19 protein-coding genes are annotated in these 24,041 nt (G+C 62.9%); 9 read left to right on the forward strand and 10 right to left on the reverse strand.

The window, feature by feature from the left end; genetic code table 11:
• The first annotated feature begins 19 nt into the window (after nt 1-19).
• Both ACSAMM_RS01445 and abc-f read left to right on the forward strand, forming a co-directional pair.
• Complete coding sequence (locus ACSAMM_RS01445) at nt 20-1,135, forward strand: hypothetical protein (protein WP_178725801.1); 1,116 nt, start codon at nt 20-22, stop codon at nt 1,133-1,135.
• Between the two features lie 28 nt (nt 1,136-1,163).
• Nucleotides 1,164-3,071 carry a ribosomal protection-like ABC-F family protein gene (gene abc-f, locus ACSAMM_RS01450; RefSeq protein ID WP_457789257.1) on the forward strand — a complete coding sequence of 636 codons (1,908 nt, stop codon included), beginning with the start codon at nt 1,164-1,166 and terminating at the stop codon, nt 3,069-3,071.
• Nucleotides 3,072-3,144: 73 nt separating this feature from the next.
• Here abc-f and ACSAMM_RS01455 read toward each other — a convergent pair whose 3' ends face one another.
• Nucleotides 3,145-5,025, reverse strand: coding sequence for a beta-propeller domain-containing protein (locus ACSAMM_RS01455; protein WP_457789259.1), 1,881 nt, complete (start codon nt 5,023-5,025; stop codon nt 3,145-3,147).
• A gap of 193 nt (nt 5,026-5,218) precedes the next feature.
• Here ACSAMM_RS01455 and ACSAMM_RS01460 point away from each other — a divergent pair, with 193 nt between their 5' ends.
• The 3 genes from ACSAMM_RS01460 (at nt 5,219) to xylB (ending at nt 9,212) form a co-directional block, all read left to right on the forward strand.
• The gene (locus ACSAMM_RS01460) at nt 5,219-6,232 is read left to right on the forward strand and encodes a substrate-binding domain-containing protein (RefSeq protein WP_178725798.1); all 1,014 of its coding nucleotides are present in this window, start codon (nt 5,219-5,221) and stop codon (nt 6,230-6,232) included.
• A 72-nt stretch (nt 6,233-6,304) separates the two neighbouring features.
• On the forward strand, nt 6,305-7,621 hold the full coding sequence (xylA, locus tag ACSAMM_RS01465; protein ID WP_457789262.1) for a xylose isomerase: 1,317 nt from the start codon (nt 6,305-6,307) through the stop codon (nt 7,619-7,621).
• Between the two features lie 64 nt (nt 7,622-7,685).
• Complete coding sequence (xylB, locus tag ACSAMM_RS01470; RefSeq protein WP_457789264.1) at nt 7,686-9,212, forward strand: xylulokinase; 1,527 nt, start codon at nt 7,686-7,688, stop codon at nt 9,210-9,212.
• Between the two features lie 340 nt (nt 9,213-9,552).
• Here the strand turns inward: xylB and ACSAMM_RS01475 are convergent, their stop codons facing one another.
• The 8 genes from ACSAMM_RS01475 to ACSAMM_RS01510 form a co-directional block, all read right to left on the reverse strand.
• A complete protein-coding gene (locus ACSAMM_RS01475) occupies nt 9,553-10,932 on the reverse strand; it encodes a TrpB-like pyridoxal phosphate-dependent enzyme (protein WP_457789266.1) in 1,380 nt (459 codons plus the stop codon).
• Nucleotides 10,933-11,372: 440 nt separating this feature from the next.
• On the reverse strand, nt 11,373-12,509 hold the full coding sequence (locus tag ACSAMM_RS01480; protein ID WP_178725794.1) for a DHHW family protein: 1,137 nt from the start codon (nt 12,507-12,509) through the stop codon (nt 11,373-11,375).
• A gap of 9 nt (nt 12,510-12,518) precedes the next feature.
• Nucleotides 12,519-13,940 carry an MBOAT family protein gene (locus ACSAMM_RS01485; RefSeq protein ID WP_178725793.1) on the reverse strand — a complete coding sequence of 474 codons (1,422 nt, stop codon included), beginning with the start codon at nt 13,938-13,940 and terminating at the stop codon, nt 12,519-12,521.
• A gap of 203 nt (nt 13,941-14,143) precedes the next feature.
• The gene (locus tag ACSAMM_RS01490; RefSeq protein WP_178725792.1) at nt 14,144-15,016 is read right to left on the reverse strand and encodes a DUF3298 domain-containing protein; all 873 of its coding nucleotides are present in this window, start codon (nt 15,014-15,016) and stop codon (nt 14,144-14,146) included.
• A gap of 5 nt (nt 15,017-15,021) precedes the next feature.
• The gene (locus ACSAMM_RS01495) at nt 15,022-15,510 is read right to left on the reverse strand and encodes a sigma-70 family RNA polymerase sigma factor (protein ID WP_178725791.1); all 489 of its coding nucleotides are present in this window, start codon (nt 15,508-15,510) and stop codon (nt 15,022-15,024) included.
• Nucleotides 15,511-15,596: 86 nt separating this feature from the next.
• Nucleotides 15,597-16,067 carry a DUF4358 domain-containing protein gene (locus ACSAMM_RS01500; protein WP_457789269.1) on the reverse strand — a complete coding sequence of 157 codons (471 nt, stop codon included), beginning with the start codon at nt 16,065-16,067 and terminating at the stop codon, nt 15,597-15,599.
• An 87-nt stretch (nt 16,068-16,154) separates the two neighbouring features.
• Nucleotides 16,155-17,018, reverse strand: a complete 864-nt coding sequence (locus ACSAMM_RS01505) for a GDSL-type esterase/lipase family protein (protein ID WP_457789270.1) — start codon at nt 17,016-17,018, stop codon at nt 16,155-16,157.
• A 342-nt stretch (nt 17,019-17,360) separates the two neighbouring features.
• A complete protein-coding gene (locus ACSAMM_RS01510; RefSeq protein ID WP_457789272.1) occupies nt 17,361-18,479 on the reverse strand; it encodes a uroporphyrinogen decarboxylase family protein in 1,119 nt (372 codons plus the stop codon).
• Between the two features lie 163 nt (nt 18,480-18,642).
• On the opposite strand from ACSAMM_RS01510, the gene ACSAMM_RS01515 reads away from it, so the two are divergent.
• Entirely contained in the window at nt 18,643-19,461 is an 819-nt protein-coding gene (locus ACSAMM_RS01515; protein WP_457789274.1) for a helix-turn-helix domain-containing protein, read from the forward strand.
• 94 nt (nt 19,462-19,555) lie between these two features.
• Here the strand turns inward: ACSAMM_RS01515 and ACSAMM_RS01520 are convergent, their stop codons facing one another.
• Nucleotides 19,556-21,145, reverse strand: coding sequence for an ASKHA domain-containing protein (locus tag ACSAMM_RS01520; protein ID WP_457789276.1), 1,590 nt, complete (start codon nt 21,143-21,145; stop codon nt 19,556-19,558).
• Nucleotides 21,146-21,292: 147 nt separating this feature from the next.
• Here ACSAMM_RS01520 and ACSAMM_RS01525 point away from each other — a divergent pair, with 147 nt between their 5' ends.
• The 3 genes from ACSAMM_RS01525 to ACSAMM_RS01535 all read left to right on the forward strand — a co-directional run bounded on the left by ACSAMM_RS01525 (nt 21,293) and on the right by ACSAMM_RS01535 (nt 24,013).
• Complete coding sequence (locus ACSAMM_RS01525; RefSeq protein WP_457789277.1) at nt 21,293-22,045, forward strand: DUF1638 domain-containing protein; 753 nt, start codon at nt 21,293-21,295, stop codon at nt 22,043-22,045.
• A gap of 47 nt (nt 22,046-22,092) precedes the next feature.
• The gene (locus ACSAMM_RS01530; protein ID WP_457789279.1) at nt 22,093-23,292 is read left to right on the forward strand and encodes an AraC family transcriptional regulator; all 1,200 of its coding nucleotides are present in this window, start codon (nt 22,093-22,095) and stop codon (nt 23,290-23,292) included.
• 85 nt (nt 23,293-23,377) lie between these two features.
• Nucleotides 23,378-24,013: a cobalamin-dependent protein gene (locus ACSAMM_RS01535; RefSeq protein WP_178724737.1), complete on the forward strand. Its 636-nt coding sequence runs from the start codon at nt 23,378-23,380 to the stop codon at nt 24,011-24,013.
• Nucleotides 24,014-24,041 lie beyond the last annotated feature (28 nt).

Genomic DNA, 24,041 nt, shown 5'->3' on the forward strand with positions numbered 1-24,041 from the left:
AACCGAAGGAGGATGGCCCATGCCGACCACGGAGGAAGCGCGGGCGGCCGCCAGCAATTTCGCCTGCGAAAGCTGCGGCAGCCAGCTGTTGTTTGATCCCGACACCCAGGGCCTGCGGTGCGACCACTGCGGGCGGGAGGAGGAGATTCCGGCGCTGCTGGTGGAGGCGCCTGAATATTTATACAATCCCATGACCGATTCCTATGACGCGCCCAACTGGGAGGCCATGGGGAACAAGACCGTGCGCTGCAAAAACTGCGGCGCCGAGGAGGTGGTGGACGCCGCCGCCATGACGGCAGCCTGCCCCTTCTGCGGCAGCCAGTACGTCATGGATGAAAACGAGGTGACCGAGGGCATCCTGCCCGAGACCCTCCAGCCCTTCAAGGTGTCCAAAGTCAAGGCCGCCGACCTGTTCAAGAGCTGGGCCAAGTCCCGGTTCTGGGCGCCGGGCGCCTTCAAGAAAACCCGGCACACCACCCGGGAGCTGCAGGGCCTCTACCTCCCCTTTTGGACCTTCGACGCGGATCTGTATTCCCAGTACACCGGCGAGGGCGGCCGGGACCGCACCGAAACCTACACCACCACCGACAAGGACGGACACACCCAGACCCACACCCGCACCGTCACCGACTGGTACCCCATTTCGGGCGACGCAGCTCTGTCCTTTGACGACGAGGCGGTATGCGCCACCACCCATGTGGACAAGGGGATGCTGGGCCGCCTGGGGGCGTACGACGTCAAGGTGCTGCGGCGGTATTCCCCGGCGTTTCTCGCCGGCTTCGGCGCCCAGCGGTACGACGTGGGCGTGGGCCAGGGCTGGAAGGAAGAAGCCGCCCCCCGCATGCAGTCGAACATGGAGCGGCACGTGGAAAGCTCCCGGGGCTTCGATCATTACCGGTGCATGCGGTACAGTCACCAGTTCAGCAACGTGAAGTTCAAGCACATCCTGCTGCCGGTCTGGATGTCGTCCTATTCATACAAAAACAAGGTATACAACTTTATGATCAACGGAGAGACCGGCGTGGTGGCGGGCAAATCCCCCGTCAGCGCCCTGAAGGTGACCCTTGCGGTGCTGCTGGGACTGGGGCTCGCGGCGCTGATTGTCCTCCTGCTGATGTATTTCGGCAACAACTGATCGTATTACACATGAAGGAATCGTGGCTATGACACTGTTATCGGCCCATGCGCTGGGCAAGCATTTTGGGGAACGCCGGCTGTTCGAGGGCGTGACCTTCGACGTGGGGGAACGGGATAAAATCGGGCTGGTGGGAGACAATGGCTGCGGCAAGACCACCCTGTTCCGGATGATCACCGGCGAGGAGCCCATCGAGGAGGGCGAGGCCGTTCGTTCCAAGGAGACCCGCGTCGGCTATATGGAGCAGCACGCCTGCTCCGATCAAGGGCGCACCCTCTGGGACGAGGTGGAGAGCGTGTTCGCCCCCGTCATGGCGGTGGAGGCGGAGCTGAACGCCGTTACCGCCCGGCTGGCCGCCGGAGAGACCGGCGCCCCGCTGCTGGAGCGGCAGCACCTGCTGCAGGAGAAGCTGGAGGACGAGGGCGGGCTGTACTACAAAAGCCGGGTGCGGGCCACCCTGCTCGGCCTGGGCTTTGACGAGGCCGCCTTTTCCCAGCCGGTGGGCTCCTTAAGCGGCGGGCAGCGGAGCAAGGCGGCCATGGGCCGCCTGCTGCTGTCCGACACCAACCTGCTGCTGCTGGACGAGCCGACCAACCATCTGGACATTCCCTCGGTGGAATGGTTGGAGGATTTTCTGCGGGGCTATGGCGGCGCGGCGGTGATCATCTCCCACGACCGGTATTTTCTCGACCGGGTGACCAACCGCACCCTGGAGATCGCCGGGGGCCGGCTGTACGCTTCGAACGGAAACTATTCGGCCCACAAGGCCCTGCGGGAAAAGGACAAGGAGGTGGCGCAGAAGCATTACGTCACCGCCTCCCGCGAAATCAAGCGGATGGAGGAGAGCATCGCCCGTTTCCGCCAGTTCAACCGGGAAAAAAGCATCCGGGCCGCCGAGAGCAAACAGAAGGCCCTGGATAAGTTCAAGGAACAGGTGGAGGCCCCCGAGGAAGAGGCGGACACCATCCGTTTCGATTTCACCGCGGCCCAGACCAGCGGCAACGAGGTCATCGTGACCGACGAGCTGTCCATGGGCTTCGGGGAGCGGGAGCTGTTCCGAGACGTGAAATTCCAGATCAACCGGAAGGAGCGGGTGTTCCTGCTGGGGCCCAACGGCTGTGGAAAAACCACCCTGCTGAAAATCCTCAAGGGGGAGCTGCCGCCCCGGACCGGCTATGTGCGGCTGGGGGCCAAGGTGACGGTGGGCTACTACGACCAGACCCAGGCGGGGCTGGACGGGACGAAGACGGTCATCGACGAAATCTGGGACGCCTATGCCGATTTGACCCAGACCGAAATCCGCAACGCTCTGGCCGCTTTTTTGTTCCGGGGGGACGACGTGTTTAAGCCCGTCTCCCTGCTCAGCGGCGGCGAGCGGGCCCGCCTGCTGCTGCTCAAGCTGATGCTGGCGCGGGACAACCTGCTGCTGCTGGACGAACCGACAAACCATCTGGACATCGGATCCTGCGAGGCGCTGGAGGAAGCGCTGTCCGGCTATGACGGCACCATGTTCATCGTCTCCCACGACCGGTATTTCATCAACCGCATGGCGGACAAGGTGATCCGCCTGACGCCGGACGGCTGCATGACCGTCCCGGGGAACTACGACGCGTACCTGGAACGGATGGAAAAGCTGGAGGCGGCCGAGGCCGAGGAAGCCGCCGAGGCCCGGCCGGCCAAGGAAAACGCCTACAAGCAGCGCAAGGAGCAGGAATCCGCCAAGCGGAAGCTGGCGGGCCGGATCCGGCGCACCGAGGAAGAGATCGCCGCCGCGGAGGAAGCGGTGGCCGCCCTCCATCTCCGCTTGGAGTCGGAAGAGGTGACGGCGGACTATGAGCGGCTGCTGGAGGTCACCGGCCAGCTGGAGGCCGAGAGCCGGCGGCTTGACGAGCTGATGGAGCTGTGGGAACAGCTGCAGCTCGAGGCGGAAGCATAAAACGCAATCAGTATGAAGAAGGGCCGCCGGATCGTTTCCGGCGGCCCTTCTGTCGCGCGGGCGGAAAGAGAGGCTATTGCAGGGTCAGCCGGGCTGTCTGCTGCAAATCCGCGAGCCGGTAGGCGGTCAGGCCGTCGGGGGTGACGAGATAGAGAAAATCCCCGATATACAGCCCGCGTATCCATGCCGGATAACCTTGATACGCCGGCTTTAGCTCCCCGCGGCGGATAAAGCCCTTTTCCGCGTCGTAGGCGTACACCAGATAGCTCTGCCGCCCCTGCGCGTTGGCAACGGAAAAAGCGATGAGGTTCTTCTGCACATCGATCAGCACGGCTTTGTGATTATAGGACGCTTCCGTATAGGGGTACGCGGCGCCCAGCAGCGTTTTGTCCTGCTCGACGACGTTCTGCGGGTCGCTGACCTGGAACATGGACAGTTTCAGCCCATTGGCCCGGCCGGTGGACGCGTCGGCGTCCTTTCCCAGCCCAAACAGCCGATCCCCATCCCACACATGGAGGTACTCGGAAAAGCCGGGAATTTTCAGCTGGCTCTGTACCGCCGGGGCGGCCGGATTGCGCAGACTTACCGTGAAAAGCGGATCCACCTGGCGGAAGGTGACGAAATAGCCGGTTTCCCCGTCGAACCGGACGGAATAGATCCTTTCTCCCGGGGCAAGCTTTTCGATTTTCCCCACGGTTTTCAGCCCGGCGTCCAGCACGAACAGATTGTTCCCCTCCTTGGCCTGGAAGCCGGCGGCGGGCTTGCCGTCCGCGTAGTCCTGCCAGCGCTCGCAGGTGGTGACGATGCGGAAATATCCTCCGTATTCATCCATGGAGAATTGGTTGAGGATGCGGCCCTCCACCTGGCCGGCGGCCCTGCGGCGCACGACGCCCTTGTCCGTGGAAAACCGGGTCAGCCGGGTGACGCACTCCCAGCCGCCCGGAATGGCCGCGCTGTGGCTGGCGGCGATATACAGGCTGTCCAGGCCGGCGTACAGGGTGCCGCCGCCGTCCAGCATGGCCTGGGAGGACACATGCCGGGAGGGATTCGCCGCGTCCGCTCCGGTGATCACCAGGTACTGGGCGGAGGCCGGGGCGTCGGGGATATACACGCTGCCCGCCGGGATGGGGGAGAGGGCTCCGCCGGCCAGCAGGCTGGGCACAAAGGTGCCGGGTTTCTCCGCGTCGCGCTTGCCATACGGATAGTAGCTGCTCGCGATATACAGGTAATTTCCCACCATGCGGGAGGACAGATAGCTACCGCTCTGGCCTAGGGTGCCGGTGAGCCTGGGATGCGCCCGATCGCTCACGTCGTAGAACAGCGCTTCCGTCAGGGATGCGCCGCCATAGCGGATGCAGTCGCCGGCTACCGTCCCCATTCCGCCGCCTGCGGCGGGCTCTGTCTCTTCATAGCTTTGCCGGATGAGCACCAGCCGGTCATCAGCAATGTACAGCTCCTGTATCTGGCCGGTAAAGACGGTCCCGCCAATCGGTTCCTCGCTGCGCAGAGGAATGCGGGACACGATCCGCGCCTGACCGTCCTCCGCTTGGACGATGAGCAGATTATCGGTGGAGACGAGGTAGATATACCGCCCGTCCGTATTAATGACGTCCGCCTCCTGGACGCCCTCTACCTGGATGTTGGTGCCCGAATGGGCCGGGGCTGCCTCGGCGGCTTTCGCGCTGGTGGCCCGGGTCGGCGCCCCGCCGTACAGCGCGCCGTCCGCGTCGTCGTACAGCGCGCCGTCCGGCTCCTTGATAAGCATTCCCAATTTGTCATAAATCGCCCGATAGGCGGCAGGCTTGTCTGGCGTCCGTGACTGGGCGGTGGTGCCGACGGTGGTGCTGACGGCCGGTTCGCTTCCCGTGTCCGGGAGGCGCGCCGGCGAGCCCTGACAGCCCGCCAGCAGCAGGGCGACAGCCGCCAAAATCGCCGTGCCGGTTTTTCTCCTCATAGCCATTCCCCTTTCTTGTTTGGTCGCTTGAATGGGCCTTTCTACCGTATACGTGTGCAAAACCGGCGGTTTTGTTGCAGGCAAGCGCGGGCCGGCTTTAGTAATCGGGATGCCAAAGGGGATTGACAATCTGCTGGCGCTGTGGTATGGTGAGAATGAAAATCCGTTCACGTGCACGGAAGGGGGAGCGCCCATGGGCATTACATCGCAGAAAATCGCGGAGTTGGCGGGCGTGTCCCGCGGCACGGTGGATCGCGCCCTCAACCATCGGGGCGGCGTCAAGCCTCAGGTGCAGCGGCGCATCGAGGAGCTGGCCCGGCAGCATGGCTACAGCCCCAACCGGGCGGGCAAGGCGCTGGTCACCCGGGAACCCCTGCGGGTGGAGGTGCTTCTCAACTCCCTGGGCAACCCGTTTTACGACGAGGTCAAGCAGGGGCTTGCCGACGCCCGGGAGGACTATTCCGATTTTCCCATCGACGTCCATATCCGGGAAAGCAAGGGCTACGACGTGGCCGCGCAGCTCGCCCAAATCGAGGAGGCGGCCGCTTCCCACCCCGCCGGGCTGATTCTCACCCCGCTGAACCATCCGGCGGTGGCCGAACGACTGGGCCGGCTGATTGACGGCGGCTGCCCCGTGGTGGCGCTCAACTCCGATATCGATGGCTGCGCCCGGCTGGCCTATGTGGGCTGTCATTACGCCCGCAGCGGGCGGACCGCCGCCCAGCTGCTGGGGCTTATCACCCGGGGGACGGGCCGCCTGCTGGTGGTCACCGGCTCTCTCAAGGTGATGGGCCATAACCAGCGGGTATACGGCTTTTCTCGGGTGCTGGCCGCCGAGTTTCCCGGCATGGTCATCGAGGACGTGGTGGAAAACAACGACGACGACGCCTGTTCCTTCGAGGAGGTGTCCCGGGCGCTGGCCGCCCACCCCGCCATCGATTCGCTGTATTTCTGCGCCGGCGGGGTGGCCGGCGGCGTGCGCGCCGCTCTCGCGAGCGGGCCGAAAACCATCGTGACCTGCGATCTCACGCCGGAAATCCGCCGGCTGCTCGAGGAGGGGGCCGTGCAGGCCACCGTCGGCCAGCAGCCTTACCGGCAGGGCGCCGACGCCATGAAAACCCTGTTGGCCCGCTTGCTGTTCCAAACGGTGCCCGCCGCTCCCTGCCTGTACATGGAGGACGAAATCAAGGTGAAATACAACCTGTAAATTCGCCGTCCTGTTTTTTGCCCCAAAACGTGCACGTGCACGAATAGAATATATTTATGGGAGGAGACCAACATGAACACCTATTTTCCCGGCATCTCCAAGGTGGCCTACGAGGGCCCGAAAAGCACCAATCCCCTGGCCTTCCGGTATTACAACCCGGAGGAGGTCGTGGCGGGCAAGACCATGCGTGAGCAGCTGAAATTCGCCCTATCCTACTGGCATACCCTGTGCGGCGACGGCACCGACATGTTCGGGCGCGGCACCTTTGTCAAGGATTTCGGCGAGAGCGATCCCATGGCCGTTTACCGCGCCAAGGCTTACGCGGCCTTCGAGCTGATGGATAAGCTGGACATCGATTATTTCTGCTTCCACGATCGGGACATCGCCCCTGAGGCCGCCACCCTGAAGGAAACCAACGCCCGGCTGGACGAAATCACCGACCTGCTGGCCGAGCTGATGCGCCAAAGCGGCAAAAAGGTGCTGTGGGGTACGGCAAACTGCTTCAACAATCCCCGGTACATGCACGGGGCGGGCACTGCGCCCAACGCCGACGTGTTCGCTTTCGCGGCGGCGCAGATCAAGAAGGCGGTGGAAATCACCACCCGCCTGGGCGGCCAGGGATACGTGTTCTGGGGCGGCCGCGAGGGGTATGAGACCCTGCTGAACACCGACATGGCGCTGGAACAGGACAACATGGCCCGCCTGATGCGCCTGACGGTGGATTACGCCCGTTCCATCGGGTATACCGGCGATTTCTATATCGAGCCCAAGCCCAAGGAGCCCACCAAGCACCAGTACGATTTCGACGCCTCCACGGTGCTCAGCTTCTTACGCAAATACGGGCTGGACAAGGACTTCAAGCTGAACATCGAGGCCAACCACGCCACCCTGGCGGGCCACACCTTCCAGCACGAGCTGGCTGTGGCGCGGGTCAACGGGGCGTTCGGCTCCATCGACGCCAATCAGGGCGATCTGCTGCTGGGCTGGGACACCGACCAATTCCCCACCAACGTCTACGAGACCGCCCTGTGCATGCTGGAGGTGCTGAAAGCGGGCGGATTTACCAACGGCGGCCTGAATTTCGATGCCAAGACCCGTCGCGGCTCCTACGAGCCGGAGGATATCTTCCATGCCTATATCGCGGGGATGGACGCCTTCGCCCTGGGCCTGCGCATCGCCGATCGGCTGCTGACCGACGGGCGGCTGGACGCGTTTGTGGCCGAACGGTACGCCAGCTGGAAGACCGGCATCGGCGCGGACGTGGTGGCCGGCAAAGCCACCATGGAGCAGCTGGAGGCCTACGCCCTGCAGCTGGGCGACGTTACCACCAACCGCAGCGGCCGGCAGGAATATCTGGAGAACATCGTCAACGCCGTGATGTTCGGCTGAGAAACGGGAGGCGGGCCCCCTGTGGAAACGGGGGGCCGCCCCCGCACGGAAAGGAGACAAACCCATGGCCTGTTTGCTGGGAATCGACATCGGCACGTCCGGCACCAAAACGGTGCTGTTTGAGGAGACCGGCGTCCCGGTGGCCAGCCACACGGCGGAATATCCCCTTTACCAGCCCCACAACGGCTGGGCGGAGCAGGATCCCGCCGATTGGTGGGCCGCGGTGGCCGAGGGGATCCGCGCGGTGCTCGCCAAAAGCGGCCAGCCGGCCGCCGAGGTGAAGGGTATCGGCCTGTCCGGGCAGATGCACGGGCTAGTCATGCTGGATAAGGACAACCGGGTGCTGCGCCGCTCCATCATTTGGTGCGATCAGCGCACGGCCGAGGAATGCGCCGACATGGAGCGGCGGCTGACCCGGGAACGGCTGGTCGCGGTGACCGCCAATCCGGCCCTCACCGGCTTCACCGCCTCCAAAATCCTGTGGGTGCGCCGCCACGAGCCGGAGATTTACGAGCAATGCGCCCACATTCTGCTGCCCAAGGATTACATCCGCCTGATGCTCACCGGGGAATACGCCACCGAGGTGTCCGACGCGAGCGGCATGCAGCTGCTGGATGTGCCGAACCGCTGCTGGTCGGCGGAGGTGCTCGACAAGCTGGAGATCGACCCCGCCCTGCTGGGCCGGGTGTACGAGTCTCCGGAGATCACCGGCGTCGTGTCCGCCCGGGCGGCGGCGGAAACCGGGCTGGCCGCGGGCACGCCCGTGGTGGGCGGCGCAGGGGACAACGCGGCCGCGGCCATGGGCACCGGCGTGGTCACGGCGGGCAGCGCCTTCACCACCATCGGCACGAGCGGCGTGGTTTACGCCCACACCGACCGGGTCACCATCGATCCCGCCGGGCGGGTGCACACCTTCTGCTGCGCGGTGCCCGGCGCGTGGCATGTGATGGGGGTCACCCAGGGGGCCGGCCTGTCCCTGAAATGGTTCCGGGATCAGTTCTGCGGGGCGGAAAAGGAAGCCGCCGCCGGGATGGCGACCGACCCTTATGTCCTCATGGACAAGCAGGCGGCCCTGTCCCCTGTGGGGGCCAACCGGCTGCTCTATCTCCCTTATCTGATGGGGGAGAGGACGCCGCATCTGGATCCGCAGGCCCGGGGCGTGTTCTTTGGCCTGTCCGCTATGCATGAGAAGCGGGACCTGCTGCGGGCGGTGATGGAGGGGGTGTCCTACTCCCTCATGGACTGCCTGGCGGTGTTTGGGGACATGGGGCTGACCGTGGACCGGATGGCCGCCTGCGGCGGCGGGGGCTCCAGCCCCTTCTGGCGGCAGATGCTGGCCGATATCTATGGCTGCGGCATTTCCCCCGTGGTTTCCCGGGAGGGGCCCGCCTTGGGCGTGGCCCTGCTGGCCGGCGTGGGCGCCGGGGTGTACGGCAGCGTGCCGGAGGCCTGCGCCGCCGTCATCGAGTACGGCCCCGCCCAGCAGCCCGACGGGGAGCGGCACCGGCGGTACGGTGAATTTTATGACCTGTATCGGCAGCTGTACCCCGCCCTGAAGCCCCTGTACGCCCAGCTGGGAGCGCTGGCATAAAACAGCACGGCCCGCCGTTCCGAAAGAACGGCGGGCCGTTCAGCTTGTCGATAAAGTCGACAAGCTGCTGGACGGGGACGCCGGATCACGGCGGCTCACTGACGTTCGCCTTGTTCCCTCTGTCCCCGCCAGTGCCACCCCTGCTCTTGAAAACCGGCGGAAACACGTGTGTTTCCGCCGGTTTTCGCCTATAAGGTGTGTTTGCGAGGCACATGTCCTCGCAAACACCGATCGGTAACCCGCCCCCGCTTTTTTCGTTTTCCGAACGGCGGATTCCCCTTTTTTGACAGTCTGCACGGCCCGCCGTTCCGAAAGAACGGCGGGCCGTTGTTTGTTTGGTTTATTGGATGCCCGGGATTTTCGGCAGGGCGTCGAAGCCGACCTGCAGATCCTCGTCGGTGGGGATGTAGTCGCTCATAGCGCCTTCCAGGTAGGCGGTATAGGCGTTCATATCGAAGTACCCGGTGCCGGTCAGGCCGAACAGGATGGTCTTGGCCTCCCCGCTTTCCCGGCACTTGATGGCCTCGTCCATGGCCGCGCGGATGGCATGGGCCGATTCCGGCGCGGGCAGGATGGTTTCCTGCTTGGCGAAGAAGGTGGCGGCCTCGAACACCTTGGTCTGTTCCACCGCCACGGCCTTCATGTAGCCGTCGTGGTACAGCTTGGACAGGATGGGGCTCATACCGTGATAGCGCAGGCCGCCCGCATGGTTGGCCGAGGGCATGAACTCGCTGCCCAGCGTGTACATCCGGGCCAGCGGCGTGACATGGCCGGTATCGCAGTAGTCGTAGGCGTACCGCCCGCGGGTCAGGGAGGGGCAGGAGGCGGGCTCCACCGCGATGAATTCGGTGCCGGTGCGCTTGCCGGTCAGGGTGTCCTGCAGGAAGGCCGCCATCAGGCCGCCCAGGTTGGAGCCGCCGCCGGCGCAGCCGATGACGATATCCGGGTATTCCCCGATTTTTTCCATGGCAATTTTGGATTCCAGGCCGATGACCGACTGGTGCAGCAGCACCTGGTTCATCACCGAGCCCAGCACATACCGGCAGTCGGGGGTATGCATGGCCTTCTCGATCGCCTCGGAAATAGCGCAGCCCAGGGAGCCGCCGGTGCCGGGATGAGCCTTCAGGATGGCGCGGCCCACCTCGGTGGTGTCGGAGGGGCTGGGGATGATGTCCGCGCCGAAGGTGTGGATAACCGCCTTGCGGAAGGGCTTCTGCTCATAGCTGACCTTTACCATATAGACGGTGAGATCCAGGCCGTAGTGGGAGCAGGCCATGGCCAGGGCCGTGCCCCATTGGCCGGCGCCGGTCTCGGTGGTCAGGCTTTTCAGCCCCTGCTTCTTGGCATAGTACACCTGGGCGGCGGCGGAATTCAGCTTATGGGAGCCGGAGGTGTTGTTGCCCTCAAATTTGTAGTAGATTTTCGCCGGGGTGTCCAGGGCCTTTTCCAGGTTGTAGGCCCGGATGAGGGGGGAGGGCCGGAAAATCCGGTAGAAGTTCTGCACCTCTTCCGGGATGTCGATGTACCGGTCGGTGGTGTTCAGCTCCTGGCCGCACAGCTCTTCGCAGAAGATGGGGAGCATATCCTCCGGCCCCACCGGCTGATGGGTGGCGGGATGGAGATAGGGATCGGGCTGTTCCTTCATGTCGGCGCGGATGTTGTACCATTGCTTGGGCATTTCCTCTTCGGACAGATAAATGCGGTAAGGCTCTTTGTTCATGACGGATCTTCCTTTCTTCTCGACAGCATCATCGGCGGACGGTTCACTCACCGTCGCCATCGCCGCGGGCAAAAGCTCGCCGCCTTGCATGACCGATTCATATGCACGCATCCTTTCGGCAATAAAAAAGCTCTTGCCCCAGATTGTTCTGGGACAAGAGCTGTCACTCCTGCGGTACCACCCGAATTCGCCCGCCGAAGGCGGACGCGCTCACTTCTGCGCACAAACCATGCGCACTCCCCTGATAACGGGCGGAGTCCCCGTCGCACCTAGCCTGATACAGGTTCGGATAGCCCTCGTAAGTCCATTCAGCCGGTTCAGCGCCGCCGCAATTCCACCATCTGCGGCTCTCTTTGTACGCCAAGCTCCCGCTTACTACTCTTACTCATCGGTTTCAGCTTTTTTCTTATTATATGCGACAAGTTTTACTTTGTCAACCATCATTTTAACAACTGCGGCAGCACGGCGGCCACGGTCTTCTCTTCCCCGAAGCCGTTGACGTTGTACAGCACCAGCAGGTCGGTCACCTGTTTCTCCTGGAACAGGGCGGACAAATCCGTCTTGTAGTAGCGGGGATCCACCAGCACGATGGTCTGATAATGGGCCGCCAGAAAGGGCACCAGAGCATTGGCGTAGGAGTCCTTGATAAGCAGCAGGGTCCTGCCGTTGGCTGTGCCGGTTTCCACCGTGGTCAGCGGGTGATTGCCGCCCAAAAAGTAGGCGTATTTGTCCTTCTTGTCCAGATACGCCGGGTCGTACAGGCCGTCCAGCCGGCCGTTCTTCCAGGTCACGGTACAGGGGTTGGCCGCCTTCGGCCGGTAGACCTCGATGAAGTCGGGCTTCACGGTGTACAGGTTGGCTTTGGAATAGACGGTTCCGAAAAACTCTTCCGTCACCCGCTCCACCGTGAACGCGTCCTGGGGCAGCGGCGGCTCTCCCAGGCTCTCCATCAGCGCCGTATAGCCGGCATACGCGCCGGCGGTGGTCCAATGGTGATCGGTGCGGTAGAACAGCCCTTCGTCCCTACGGGCTTTCAGCAGGGCGGTGGGATCCACCGTCTCCTTCACCGCGGCCTTCATCTGGGCGATGACAGCCGCCTGATCGGGCACGGGGGCCAGGGGGGGCAGCTTTTCGGGCAAGATGGCCGCCGCCGTCGGCACCAGCATCACCCGGGCGCGCAGTCCCGGCGCCGCCTGCTTCGCCCGCTCGACAAACCGGGCCACCGCCGCGACGTTGTTCGCCACCAGCGTTTCGCTATACGGGTCGGTTTTTTCAAACAGAAACCCATCCCGGCCAAAATAGGCACGGCCGTTGTCTTTATTGAGCAGGGCGAGCTGGGTCATGGTTTTCAGGCCCACCCAGCCGTCCCGGTTCCAGAACTGGTCGGTGGTGTAGGTGTCGAACGTGGTCGTGAACCGGCCGGAGGTCAGCTCCTCCAGCGAGAACGGCGGAAAGGTCTGCAGCACCCGGTTCTCCGTTTCGGAAAACGTCTTTTCCGGGGTGAGCAGGTTGGCGCCGGTCCCGAAAGCCAGCGCCGCCAGGAACGCTCCGGTCACCACCCAGGCTTTTTTATTCATAGTAGCCCCCTAAAAACGAAAATAGAGAAACGGATTATAGGACGCATCCACCAGGAAGGCGACACTCAGCGCCCCGACGACAAGCAGCGGCACTGCCTCCGCCATCCCGGCCAGCACCGGCCGGGCGCGCAGGGCCTGTTCCGCCCGACGATACAGCTTCATGGGCAGGGGTGTGGCCGCCAGGATGAGAATACCCAGCAGAAGGGCGTTGGTGTACAGGGTATACACGCCCGCCCCATTGGTCAGCCCTGCGCCGAAGCCGCCCACCAGGGCCCGCAGATAGGACACCCCGGCCGAAAGGCTGTCGAAGGCGAAGATGGCCCAGCTGACCATCACGATGAGCATGGTGTACACATGCTGAAAAAACCGGGGAAGCTTGTCCAGCCATCGCCGCAGCACGAATTTTTCCAGCGCCAGCCAGACACCGAAGTACAAGCCCCAGACCACGAAATTCCAGCTGGCCCCGTGCCAGATGCCGGTCAGCATCCACACAATCAGCAGGTTGCGCAGCTGCTTGAGGGCGCCGTGGCGGTTGCCGCCCAGGGGGATGTAGACGTATTCCCGGAACCAGGAGGACAGGGAGATGTGCCACCGCCGCCAGAAATCGGTGACGCTCACCGCTGTGTAGGGATAATTGAAATTCTCGAGGAAATGGAAGCCGAACATCCGGCCCAGGCCAATGGCCATGTCCGAATAGCCGGAAAAATCGAAATAAATCTGCAGCGTAAAAGCCGCCAGGCCGATCCAGGCGGTCAGCACCGGCAAAGTGGTCACATCCTGCTGCGAAATGGCCGTCCACACCGCGCCGATGTTGTTGGCCAGCAGCACCTTTTTGCCAAGGCCCGCCACAAACCGGCGGATGCCGGAGGAAAACAGATCCGCCGTTTCCCGGCGGCAGGACAGCTCGGCCGATACGGTGGACATGCGCACGATGGGGCCGGCGATAAGCTGGGGGAACAGGGAGACATAGGTGCCGAAGGCCACCAGGCTCTTCTGCACCGGCACGTCCCCCCGATACAGGTCGATGAGATAGGACATGGCCTGGAAGGTGTAGAAGGAGATGCCGATGGGCAGGGGCAGATCGAGCTTGGGGATCCCCAGGCCGAACAGGCCGTTCAGGTTGCCGATGAGAAAATCGGCGTATTTGAAGAAGGCCAGCAGCGCGAGATTGCACACCACCGACAACACCAGGATCCGCCGAGCCGCCCGGACGTTCCCCTTTTCCAGCCGGGTGTGCATCCAGCGGCCCAGGCTGTAGTCCATCAGGATAGAAAACACCATCAGCAGAACATACACCGGCTCGCCCCAGCCGTAGAACGCTAGGCTGAACACCAGCAGCACCACGTTTTTAAAGCGGCGCGGCACCAGAAAATAGACGACCAGCACCGCCGGCAGAAAATAGAACAAAAACAACAGGCTGCTGAATACCATACGTGTGAACCCCTACCCGTTCCCCTTAGAGCAATTTTAGTAAATACCGTCAGCAGCTCGATGGCGGGAAGAGGCGGCTGCGTCGTTGTCGTCCTTGGCGGGCGCCAGCCCGCCGGGAGCAGGCGTAGCCTGATCCGGGCCTCCGCCTTGCATCCGCCTCTTCCTGCCTATCTCCTTTACTGACCTTATTTACTAAAACTGCTCTAGGGAAGCACTTCAAATTCCCGCTCGCCCATATAGCCGGGAGCGATGGCGTACTTGGGGAAGACCACCACCACGTGGCCCGCCTCATTGATATAAAAATCCTGATCCTCTTCGATAGATTCAAAACCGGGAATCATTTCGTCGTGGAAATACTGTTCCTCGGGGTTGGCGGCCTCGTCGGCGGCGATGCCGGCCCTCACCGCCTCGTTCACCTTCTCGATGTACCCGTCTCCCAGCAGGTTGGCCAGGGTCAGCGCCTTTCCCGTTTCCAGATCGTAGTTGTAGTAGAAGGACTCGCTGTAGAAGGAGGCGCCCGCCTCATATTTCTGCACGACGAAGGAGACGATTTCCCCGTTGCTGCACTTGACGCTGTAATCCACGTGGATTTCAATGGGGAGGAACTCGCTCTTCTTTCCGCCGGTTTCGAGATACGCCTGGTAATATTCCTTGGCACGCTGCTTGGCCTCGGCCACCTGCTCGTTGATTTTCAGCGCTATTTCATAGTTTACTCGCCGCTCCAGTTCGGTATTTCCGGTATTTTCCAGCGCTGGGACGTTGACCACCACATAACTCTCCTCGCTGCTTTCCTCAAAGCGGTTGAGGGTAAAGATCCGGGCCATATGCCCGAGCACCGGTACGCCGTACATCTCCTGCGCGAGCACCGGCACCGCGTTGAGGGCCACCACGAATATCACGCACAGGCAGGCGGCGGCGCACACGGCATAGCGGAGAAAGTGGTTGCCGCTGCGCTCCCGCCTCGCCTCGCGGCGGGCCTGCCGCACGGCGTCCTGCACCGCGTCGGGCAATTCGTCCGGAATACGCAGGCTTTCATAGGCTTCCCGGGCCTGCCCCAGGGGGTTGCGTTCGTTCATAGCTTTCACACCTTTCCGGCGGTCTGCGTTTCCCCGGCCATGTCTCGCCGAAGCTCCGCAAGCGCCTTGTACAGGCGGGATTTCACTGTGTTCAGGTTGGTCGACGTGACGCGCGCGATGTCGCCCAGCGGCATGTCCTCATAAAAACGGAGCACCACCACGGTGCGCAGCTTGGGAGGCAGGGCGCTCACCGCCCGATACACGTCCAGGCGCTCAGCGATGTCCCCCTCCTCGCTGGCGAAATCCTCGGGCAGCTCCTCCACCGGCAGGCAGTGCTTGTTTTTCCGCAGATATCCGAGCCCCTCGTTGACCAGAATGCGGTAAAACCAGGTTCTCATGTAAGCGGGCTCCCGCAGGGTGTGGATGTGAGTCAGGGCCTGCACCACCGCGTTCTGTACCACGTCCAGCGCGGCGTCCCTGTCCTTGACATAGGTGAAGGCGACCCGGTAGAAGCTGTCCTGATGGGCTTCGATATACTCTTCCAGCTCCTGCACGGATACGTCCTCCTTTCCTAGGTAAACGCTGAATAAATCACGTCTGACAGCTCAGCGGCGGCTTGGCGGATCCCACCACATCTGCGTCAGGCAAACAGCTTGTCGATGACCGTACGCGCTTCGTCCGGCTTGTCGCAGATGCACAGCAGGACGTATTTTCCCTTGACCTCGACCACTGGATTGTTCAGCTTGGTCATCTCACCGGGCACATAATTCTCAAAGCCTTCCTTCAGGTCGGCGATGCGCTGATCCACCGCGGTTTTGACCCGGGCAGCGGCGTCCGCATCCTTGGCCTCGAAGACGGAGATTTCCTCCGCCGTCGCGCCGGAGCTGACGTAGACCGCGTGCTTGGTCACGTCTTCGTCCTTAACGTCGTACAAAGTGGCAAACGCGGCGTCCGCCGGGGGGGCCAGCTCGTCCTTGAACGTCACCCCGGCCTTGAGAGCGTCGGCCGCCTTCTGCACGTCCAGCGTACCCTCGTTTTTAGAACAGCCCGCCAGGGCGGAAACGCCCAGCAGCAGCGCGGCGGCCAGTGCTGTCCAGTGTGTTTTTCTCATCGTTGTTCTCTCCTCTTTACCTTGTCATCCTAAACAATCATTCAAAGGGAACGGCGGCTTGAATCCTCCGTTCCCTTATGGAATGGCCTATTTGGTGTGAGTTTTCAGATAGTCCAGCCATTTGTAGCAGTATTCCCGGTTGAGATGGACGCCGTCGGTGGCGCTGCCCGCCGGCAGCGCGCCGTTGTCCAGGCCCACGGCGTCGGCCACATGCAGGTAGGTCACGCCCTTTTCCCGGCACATCTGCTCGATAAGCTCGTTATACCGGCTAATCTTCGTGTTGTTGTAAATGGCGTCGCCGTCGCTTTTCGCCTTGGTCACCGGCAGGATGGACTGGACGTATATCTTGGCGTCCGGCTGAAGCTCCTTGACCTTGTCCACCACTTCGCCGTATTTCTGAATAAACACCTTCTCATAGGCCCAGCCCAGCTCGTTGACCCCCAGCATGATATAGACTTTTTTGAATGTCTGGTTCTTCATGGCGTCCGGAATGGTGATCTTGCCGCCGCCGGCTTTGACGAATTTCTTGCTGAAGAAGGTGTCCACCATCAGCCCCTGGGTGGCGTAAAAGGTGGCGTTCGGCAGCCCGGTATACAACTGCAGCCCCTGGGTGCGGGAATCGCCGATGAAGGCGGCGTCGTCAAAATAGCTGTCGGCCACCTGGCCGGAGCCGATGGCGGTGGTACCGCCGGCAAAGGTCGCCGTGGTGGTTGCCGGCTCCGTCGTGGTGGTGGTTGCCGGCGGGGTTGTGGTGGCCGCCGGCGGCGCGGATGAACCGGCGGACGAGCTCTCAGGAAGCCAGCCGGTTTTCTGCAAGGCGAAGGCCACGAGCATGACCACGGCGAACATCACCAGAATCACGATGCTCACCAGAAAGGCGATACGCAGGGCTCTGCGCCGGTGCCTCTTTTTCCTTTTCAGAGCGCTTTTGCTTTCAGGCTGCCGAATCATCCTGCGTCATCCTTTCCATCTTTCCCGGCCGTTTCACGAGGCTTCTATACGTTAGATGTCTCCGCAGGGAAAAAAGTTTATGAAAGAAAAAATTTTTTCCCGGCGATAGTATGTCCGCCTTAGGAAAAATCATCACCCTGCGGCGGAAAAATCTTCCTATGGTTTCACAAAGCAACGGAGCTCTACCAATAGTATACCACGCCCGGACGGGCTGCCAAGGGGAAAAAGGAAATTTCAGAAAGCCTTCAGAATCTTCTTGCCGTTTGTTTTCATTTTTAGCCGCCGGTCCGCAAAACGCCGGATCGCAAGGGGCGGCTGTCCCGCAGAACAGCCGCCCCTTGTTTATTTCATGCCGAACATGTCCCGCTTGCGATCAAGATAGAACAGATAGTCTTCCTCCCGCACGTCGGGGGGACAGCGGTGGTCACAGAAGGGGATGTAGCCTCCCCGTTCCACCAGCGGGGCCACACTCTCGAGATAGGCCCGGATGGCGTCCCGCCCCGCCTTGAGCTGCATTTTGTCGATGCCGCCCATGATCCGCAGATCCTTGCCGTACGCCGCCAGCAGCTCAGCCGGATGGCAGCAGCCGTTGACCTCGTAGGGGAACATGCAGTTGACCCCGCCCTCCAGGAAATAGTCGAGAATGGGCCGGATGTCCCCATCGCAGTCCATGTACCAGATATCCACGCCGTGGGCCTTCAGCTTTTGATGGATCCGTTTATATCGGGGCATGACCACGTCCCGAAAGAACGCCGGGGTCACGATGGGGCCGTTTTTGAAGCAGATATCCTCCCAGCCGGAGGCAAAATCAAAATCGAAATGAGGCAGCAGCTGATCGAGCGTCTGCTCCACCAGCACGCAGCAGGTTTCCACCATGTCCTCCACCATGGCGGGGTAATCGTACATGGCGTAGCACAGTCCCTCGAAGGTGAGCATATCCCGTATCTTGCCGATCATGGAGCCCACATCGACGCCCAGGGGATAATCCCGGTCGGCGGGATGGGCTTTCTTCAGGGCTTCCACGTCGATGACCCGCCCCTCCGGCCGGAATCGTTCCGCCTTCACCCGCTTCCAGTCGTCGGGGGTGCAGACCGTGGCCTTCAAAAAATGGGGGATAGTGTCGTGGGCGTCCCGGGGCACCTCGGCCAGCAGGCCGTCTCCGTTCATGATGATACGGGTGTCCGCCGTTTCCTCCACCACCTGGTAGGGGAAGGGCGGATCCATCCACCAGCTGCCCCCGATGACGCACAGGCGGTCGAACTGGAAAAACACGTCGGCCTCCCCGTTGCTGCGGATCCCGTTTTTCCGGAACATCTCCCACTCGGTGAAATTCTCGTCCCAATATCCGAATTCCATATGAAACGTGCGATCGATGGGCCGGTAATGCATCTGGGCGTTGAACCTGTCCCGGTCGGTCATGGTTCCCTTCCATTTTTGCCGGATCGGCTGAATTTCCGCCATGCTTTCGCTCCCTTTCCCGTTGGCTTTGCCCTCAGTGTAGCATAGCGCGCCGCGGGAAGCCAGAGGAAAATCTGCCATAAAAGAACAGAAAAATGCTCTTGCAATTTGCGACCGGGGCGGTACAATGAAAACAGAACGAACAGGGAGACAAAGGGGGATGCCCATGCTTTACGATTACAGCGGGCCGGGCGCGTTCACCCCCGTGCCGGTCTGCCCTTCCTCCGGCCCAGCGGAAGGGCCGCTGATCCGTCTGGAAAGCCTCTGCCATTTCGACGCGGTGAGCACCTACCGGGTAATCCGGGACGGCCTGCCGGAGCTGCTGTTCGCCTACACCCAGGGCGGGGAGGGGCGGCTGACCTACCAGGGGGTCGCCCATACGCTACGCCGGGGCGACGCGTTCCTGGTCGACTGCCGGGACTGGCACCGCTACGAAACGGCGGGGGAGCACTGGGATTTCCTGTGGATGCATCTGAGCGGGGAGCTTGCCTTTTCCTTCGCCCGGTATATCTGGGAGCGGCGGGGGCCGGTGGTGTCCGGCGGGCCGGCCTTCGCCGCCGGCTGGCAGGCGGTGCTGGAGCTGGTGCGGCACAACGATCCCCGCGCCGAGGCGGCGGTGTCCGCCGCCGTCTATCAGCTGCTGTCCCTGTTCCTTCTGCCCCGCGGCATGGATGAACGCATCGAGCAGGCCGCGGCCTATATGCAGGAGCACTGCGCCGAGCCGCTGCCGGTGGAAGCCCTGGCCCGGTTAGCCTGTATGAGTCCCTATCATTTCCAGCGCCGCTTCAAGGAAGAAACCGGCCTGACCGTCCATCAATACCTCAACCGCCAGCGGGTGGGCCGGGCCAAGCAGCTGCTGTTGTCTACGGCGCTGCCGGTGTCCAAAATCGCGGAACAGACCGGCTTTTCCGGCAGCTCCCACCTGGCCGCCGTGTTCAAAGCCATGACCGGCCAGGCGCCCCGGGACTACCGCCGCCGGCTGTAAGCGGTAAGCCACAAGGCAAATATATTCCAAAAAACCAAAGCATTTTTCTATCGTTCCGCCCGCCGGTTGGGTATACTGGTAGCGCCCGGCCGGTTCAGGCGAAATACATGCCGTCGATATAGGCGTCCATGAAGCCGGGGTGAGAGGACAGCTCCACTGTCCGCACGGCGGCGGGCATCCCTTCCGCCTCCCGGCGGATGGGATCGCTGAGCAGCACCATGGCCGCCCCCGCCCCCGCCGCATTGCCCACGGCCCGCGCCTTGGCGGCGAAGCCGGCGGGGAACAGGCCAATCCGTTCGGCCGAGACCGGGTCGATGCGGCTGCCGAAGCCCCCGGCGACCACCAGCTCGGCGATCGCCTCCGCCTGAAGCCCGGCCTCGGCGATCAGGGTGCGCATCCCGGCGCAGATGGCGGATTTGGCCAGCTGCACCGCCCGGATATCCTTCTGGGTCAGCCGGACGGCGGTACCCGGCAGGCGGAAGGCCGGCTGACCATCGCATTCCTCTACATAAGCGGTGAAGGCGTGGCTTTCCTCATCGATGAGGCCGGTGTCTTGAATAACACCGGCTTCGCACAGGGCCGCCACCGCGTCCACCAGGCCGGAGCCGCAGATGCCCTGCGCCTCGCCGCCGCCCAGCACGTCGCACACCATGGTCAGCCCCTCCAGCCGCACCCGGTAGATGGCCCCGGTGCGGGCCATCATCCCCTGGTGGATGCCCGCGCCCTCCAGGGCGGGGCCCGCCGCCGTGGAGCAGCAGAGCAGCCGGCCGTCCGCTGCCAGGGCCATTTCCCCGTTGGTGCCGATATCCACCAGCAGGCGGGGCGGCCCCGCGGGCACCCGGCCCTCCCGGTAGAAGCCCGCCGCCAGCAGGGCGGTGGTGATGTCCGCCCCCACATAGGCGGACAGACAGGCCGGCAGATACACCCGGCAGTCCGGGGAGAGGGGGAGCGCAAGCGCCTGAGGGGCGACGAACTGCCCAAAGCCGCAGTCCATGGCGAAGGGCGCGGCCACGATGGAGGCCGGATGCCGCTCGGTGAGCAGATAGAGCATGGCGGTGTTCCCGGTGAGCACCACGCTGTCAATGGCGTCCATCGGCAGGCCGGCCTGCCCGCACAGGCCGGCGAGCAGACGGGAGAGGCATTCCCGGATGGCGGCCGCCAGCTCGGGGGACTTGCCGTTCATGGCCTGCTCCAACCGGGAGACCACGTCCGCGCCGAACACCGCCTGGGGGTTTTTCTCCGACTGGGTGGCCAGCAGCGCGCCGTCCGCGAGCCGGTAGAGGTAGGCCGCCACCGTGGTGGTGCCGATGTCCACCGCCGCGCCCCACTGCCGGCCCCAGGGAGCCCGGGTGAAAACGGGCATGGCCCCCTCGGTGAGAATGGCGTCCCCCGCTGCCCCGCCGGACAGCCGCAGCACCGCGTCCCCCGTCAACTCGGCCATGCAGGCGAAGCGGAGCCCCGCGGCTTTTTCCTCCGCCGTCAGCAGGGCAGCCTCTCTTTCGCTCATGGGGGAAACGCCGCCGCTCACCGCTGCCTTGCATTTCAGGCAGCGCTGCCGCCCGCCGCAGGGCATATCCACCGGCACGCCGTTGTCCGCGAGCAGGCGGTAGAGGGAGACGGGCGGCGTGAAGGACAGGACGCGGGAGCCCCCGGGGCTCTGGATGGTAAGTGTGCAGGCCGGCATGGTCGCACCGCCTTTCTTGTGTTCGATGGCTACAGTATACCATAGGCCGCGTCCGGGGGCTTGCAGTATATTTCGAAATTTCGGATTCGGTTGAGAAAAACCGCCCGCCGGCGGGCGGCGATTATCGGAAAAGGATGGAGCTTGCGTATGCGGATTCACATCATCGCCTGCCGGGTGCTGACCCGGGAACTGAGCTATCTAGCCTCTCAAAGCCCTCACACGGTAGACATCACCTGGCTGCCTCAAGGGCTGCACGATACGCCTGAGAAGCTGCGGGCGCTGATTGCCGACGCCATCGACGGGCTGTACCGGCAGCGGGAGCAGCGGATGCTCAAGCATTTTCCCGACGTCATCGTCCTGGGCTACGGCCTGTGCTCCAACGGCGTGGTGGGGCTCGAAAGCCGGGACATTCCCTTGGTTATTCCCCGCACGGACGACTGCATCGCCCTGTTCCTCGGCTCCCAGGAACGGTATCTGCGCCTGTTTGAGGAATACAACGGCACCTATTGGCTCAACAATGGCTGGATCGAGACCGCCTATATCCCCTCGCTGGAGATGAAGGAGGAGATGCGGGAGGATTACATCCGGCGGTACGGGGAGGAGAACGCGGAATTTCTCCTGGAGCAGGACAACCTGTGGATCGGCAATTACAACACCTGCGGGTATATCGGCTCGCCGATCTACCGCAACCCGGGCCACCCGGCCCTGGCCCGCCAGGTGGCGGCGATCAACGGGTGGAAATACGCCGAATTTGAGGGGGACATCCGCCTGCTGCGGATGATGACGGAAGGGACCTGGACCGACGAGGAGTTCTGTATCTGCCCGCCCCGTCACCGGGTGGAGGCGGAGTACACCGGGAAAAAAATACAGGCTGTACCGCTGGGGGCCGATGCGGTATAATGGTGGATAGTGACAGATAGCCGGATGGCGGGGAAGGAGGAAACGGTTTGGATACGGATCTGGAGAAGCGGTGCCGGGATTATGCGGCCCATGTGGCCGCGCTGAGCGGGCTGCCCTGCAGCGTGCTGGACACGGTGCGCCAGGCGTTCCTGGAGCCTGCTTCCGGCCGCTTCTGCGAGAGCTGCGGCTTCCCCCGGTGCCAGGCGCTGAACACCCATTTGTACGGCAGCAGCGAGGCGTACCGGTGGAACGGCGAATACATCTATTACTGCCCCGCCGGGCTGGTGTTCGCCGCGGCCTCGGTGTCCGACGAGTACGGAGAGCCGGCGGGCAGCCTGGTGGCTGGGCCGGCGCTGATGGAAAACACGGAGGACCTGCTCACCGAGCTGCCCGACGGGCTGCGGGAGCGGGCGGCCGCCCTGCCGGTGCTCCCGCCCGCGCAGGTGACCCATCTAGCCGAGGTGCTCCGTGCCTGCGCGGCTTTCGCCGCCGGCCTGCCGCACAGCCGGGCGGGAGGCTTCGTCTACGAGCAGGAAAAGCTGCTCAGCGCCATCTACAACGCCCGGGAGAAGCAGCTGACCGAGGAAAACGCCGCCGTCTACCCCATCGCGTATGAGAAAAAGCTGCAGGCCCTCATCGGCAGCCGGGACAAGACCGGCACCAGGGAGCTGCTCAACGAGCTGCTCGGGCACATCTACTGCTCCTGCGATTTCGATCTGGACGCCATCAAGGCCCGGGTGGTGGAGCTGGTGGTGGTGCTCTCCCGGGCCACCATCGACGCGGGGGCGGACATGCAGGAAATTTTCCTGTTCAATAACAACTATTTTCACGAAATCGAGCAGTTTCAATCCCTGGAGGAGCTGAGCGTCTGGCTGACCGGCATCATGCACCGGTTCATCAGCTATTCCTTCGATTTCACCCAGGTCAAGCACTCCGACGTGGTGTATAAGGTGATGGAATACGTCAAGGCGAATTTCCACCGGAAAATTTCCCTGGACGACGTCGCCCGCACGGTCTATCTCAGCCGCTCCTATCTCAGCAGCATCTTCAAGGAGGAGACGGGGCAGAGCCTGTTTTCCTATATCAATAAGGTGCGGGTGGAAAAAAGCAAGCTGTATCTGCGGGACAGCAGCGTGGCCCTGGTGGATGTGGCCGCCCTGTGCGGCTTCGAGGATCAGAGCTATTTCACCAAGGTTTTCAAGAAGGAAACGGGGATGTCGCCGAAAAAATACCGGGACAGAAAATAGTGCCAAAAGCTGAAATATTTTTCTATATTTGCATCCGGCGAGCGGATACAATGAAAACAAATCAAGCGGATATGGAGGAATATCGATGAGCCTTTTGGAAGATGTGAGTCTGGCCCTGCAAGCGGGGCGCGCCCCCAAGGTCAAGGAACTGGTACAGCAGGCGGTGGACGAGGGCATCCCCGCCAAGGACGTGCTGGAGCAGGGGCTGCTGTCCGGCATGAGCGTGGTGGGCGAGAAATTCAAAAACAACGAGGTGTTCGTGCCGGAGGTGCTTATCGCGGCCCGGGCCATGAACGCCGGTGTGGCCATCCTCAAGCCCTATCTGACCGAGGCGGGCGTGGAGGCTAAGGGCACAGCGGTCATCGGTACCGTCAAGGGCGATCTGCACGACATCGGCAAGAACCTGGTCAAGATGATGCTGGAGGGCCGCGGCCTGAACGTCATCGACCTGGGGGTGGACGTGGAGCCGGAGCGCTTCGTGCAGGCGGCCATCGACAACGAGGCGGACATCATCTGCTGCTCCGCCCTGCTGACCACCACCATGGGCGAAATGAAGCACGTGGTGGAAGCCGCCGCGGCCAAAGGTATCCGCGATAAGGTGAAGATCATGATCGGCGGCGCGCCGGTGACCCAGAGCTTCTGCGACTCTATTGGCGCCGACTGCTATACCGCCGACGCGGCCTCTGCAGCGGACGAAGCGCTGAAATTCTGCGTGGCATAATACGAAAAAACATCAAAAAGGCCTCGCC

Source organism: Anaeromassilibacillus sp. SJQ-5 (assembly GCF_054108045.1).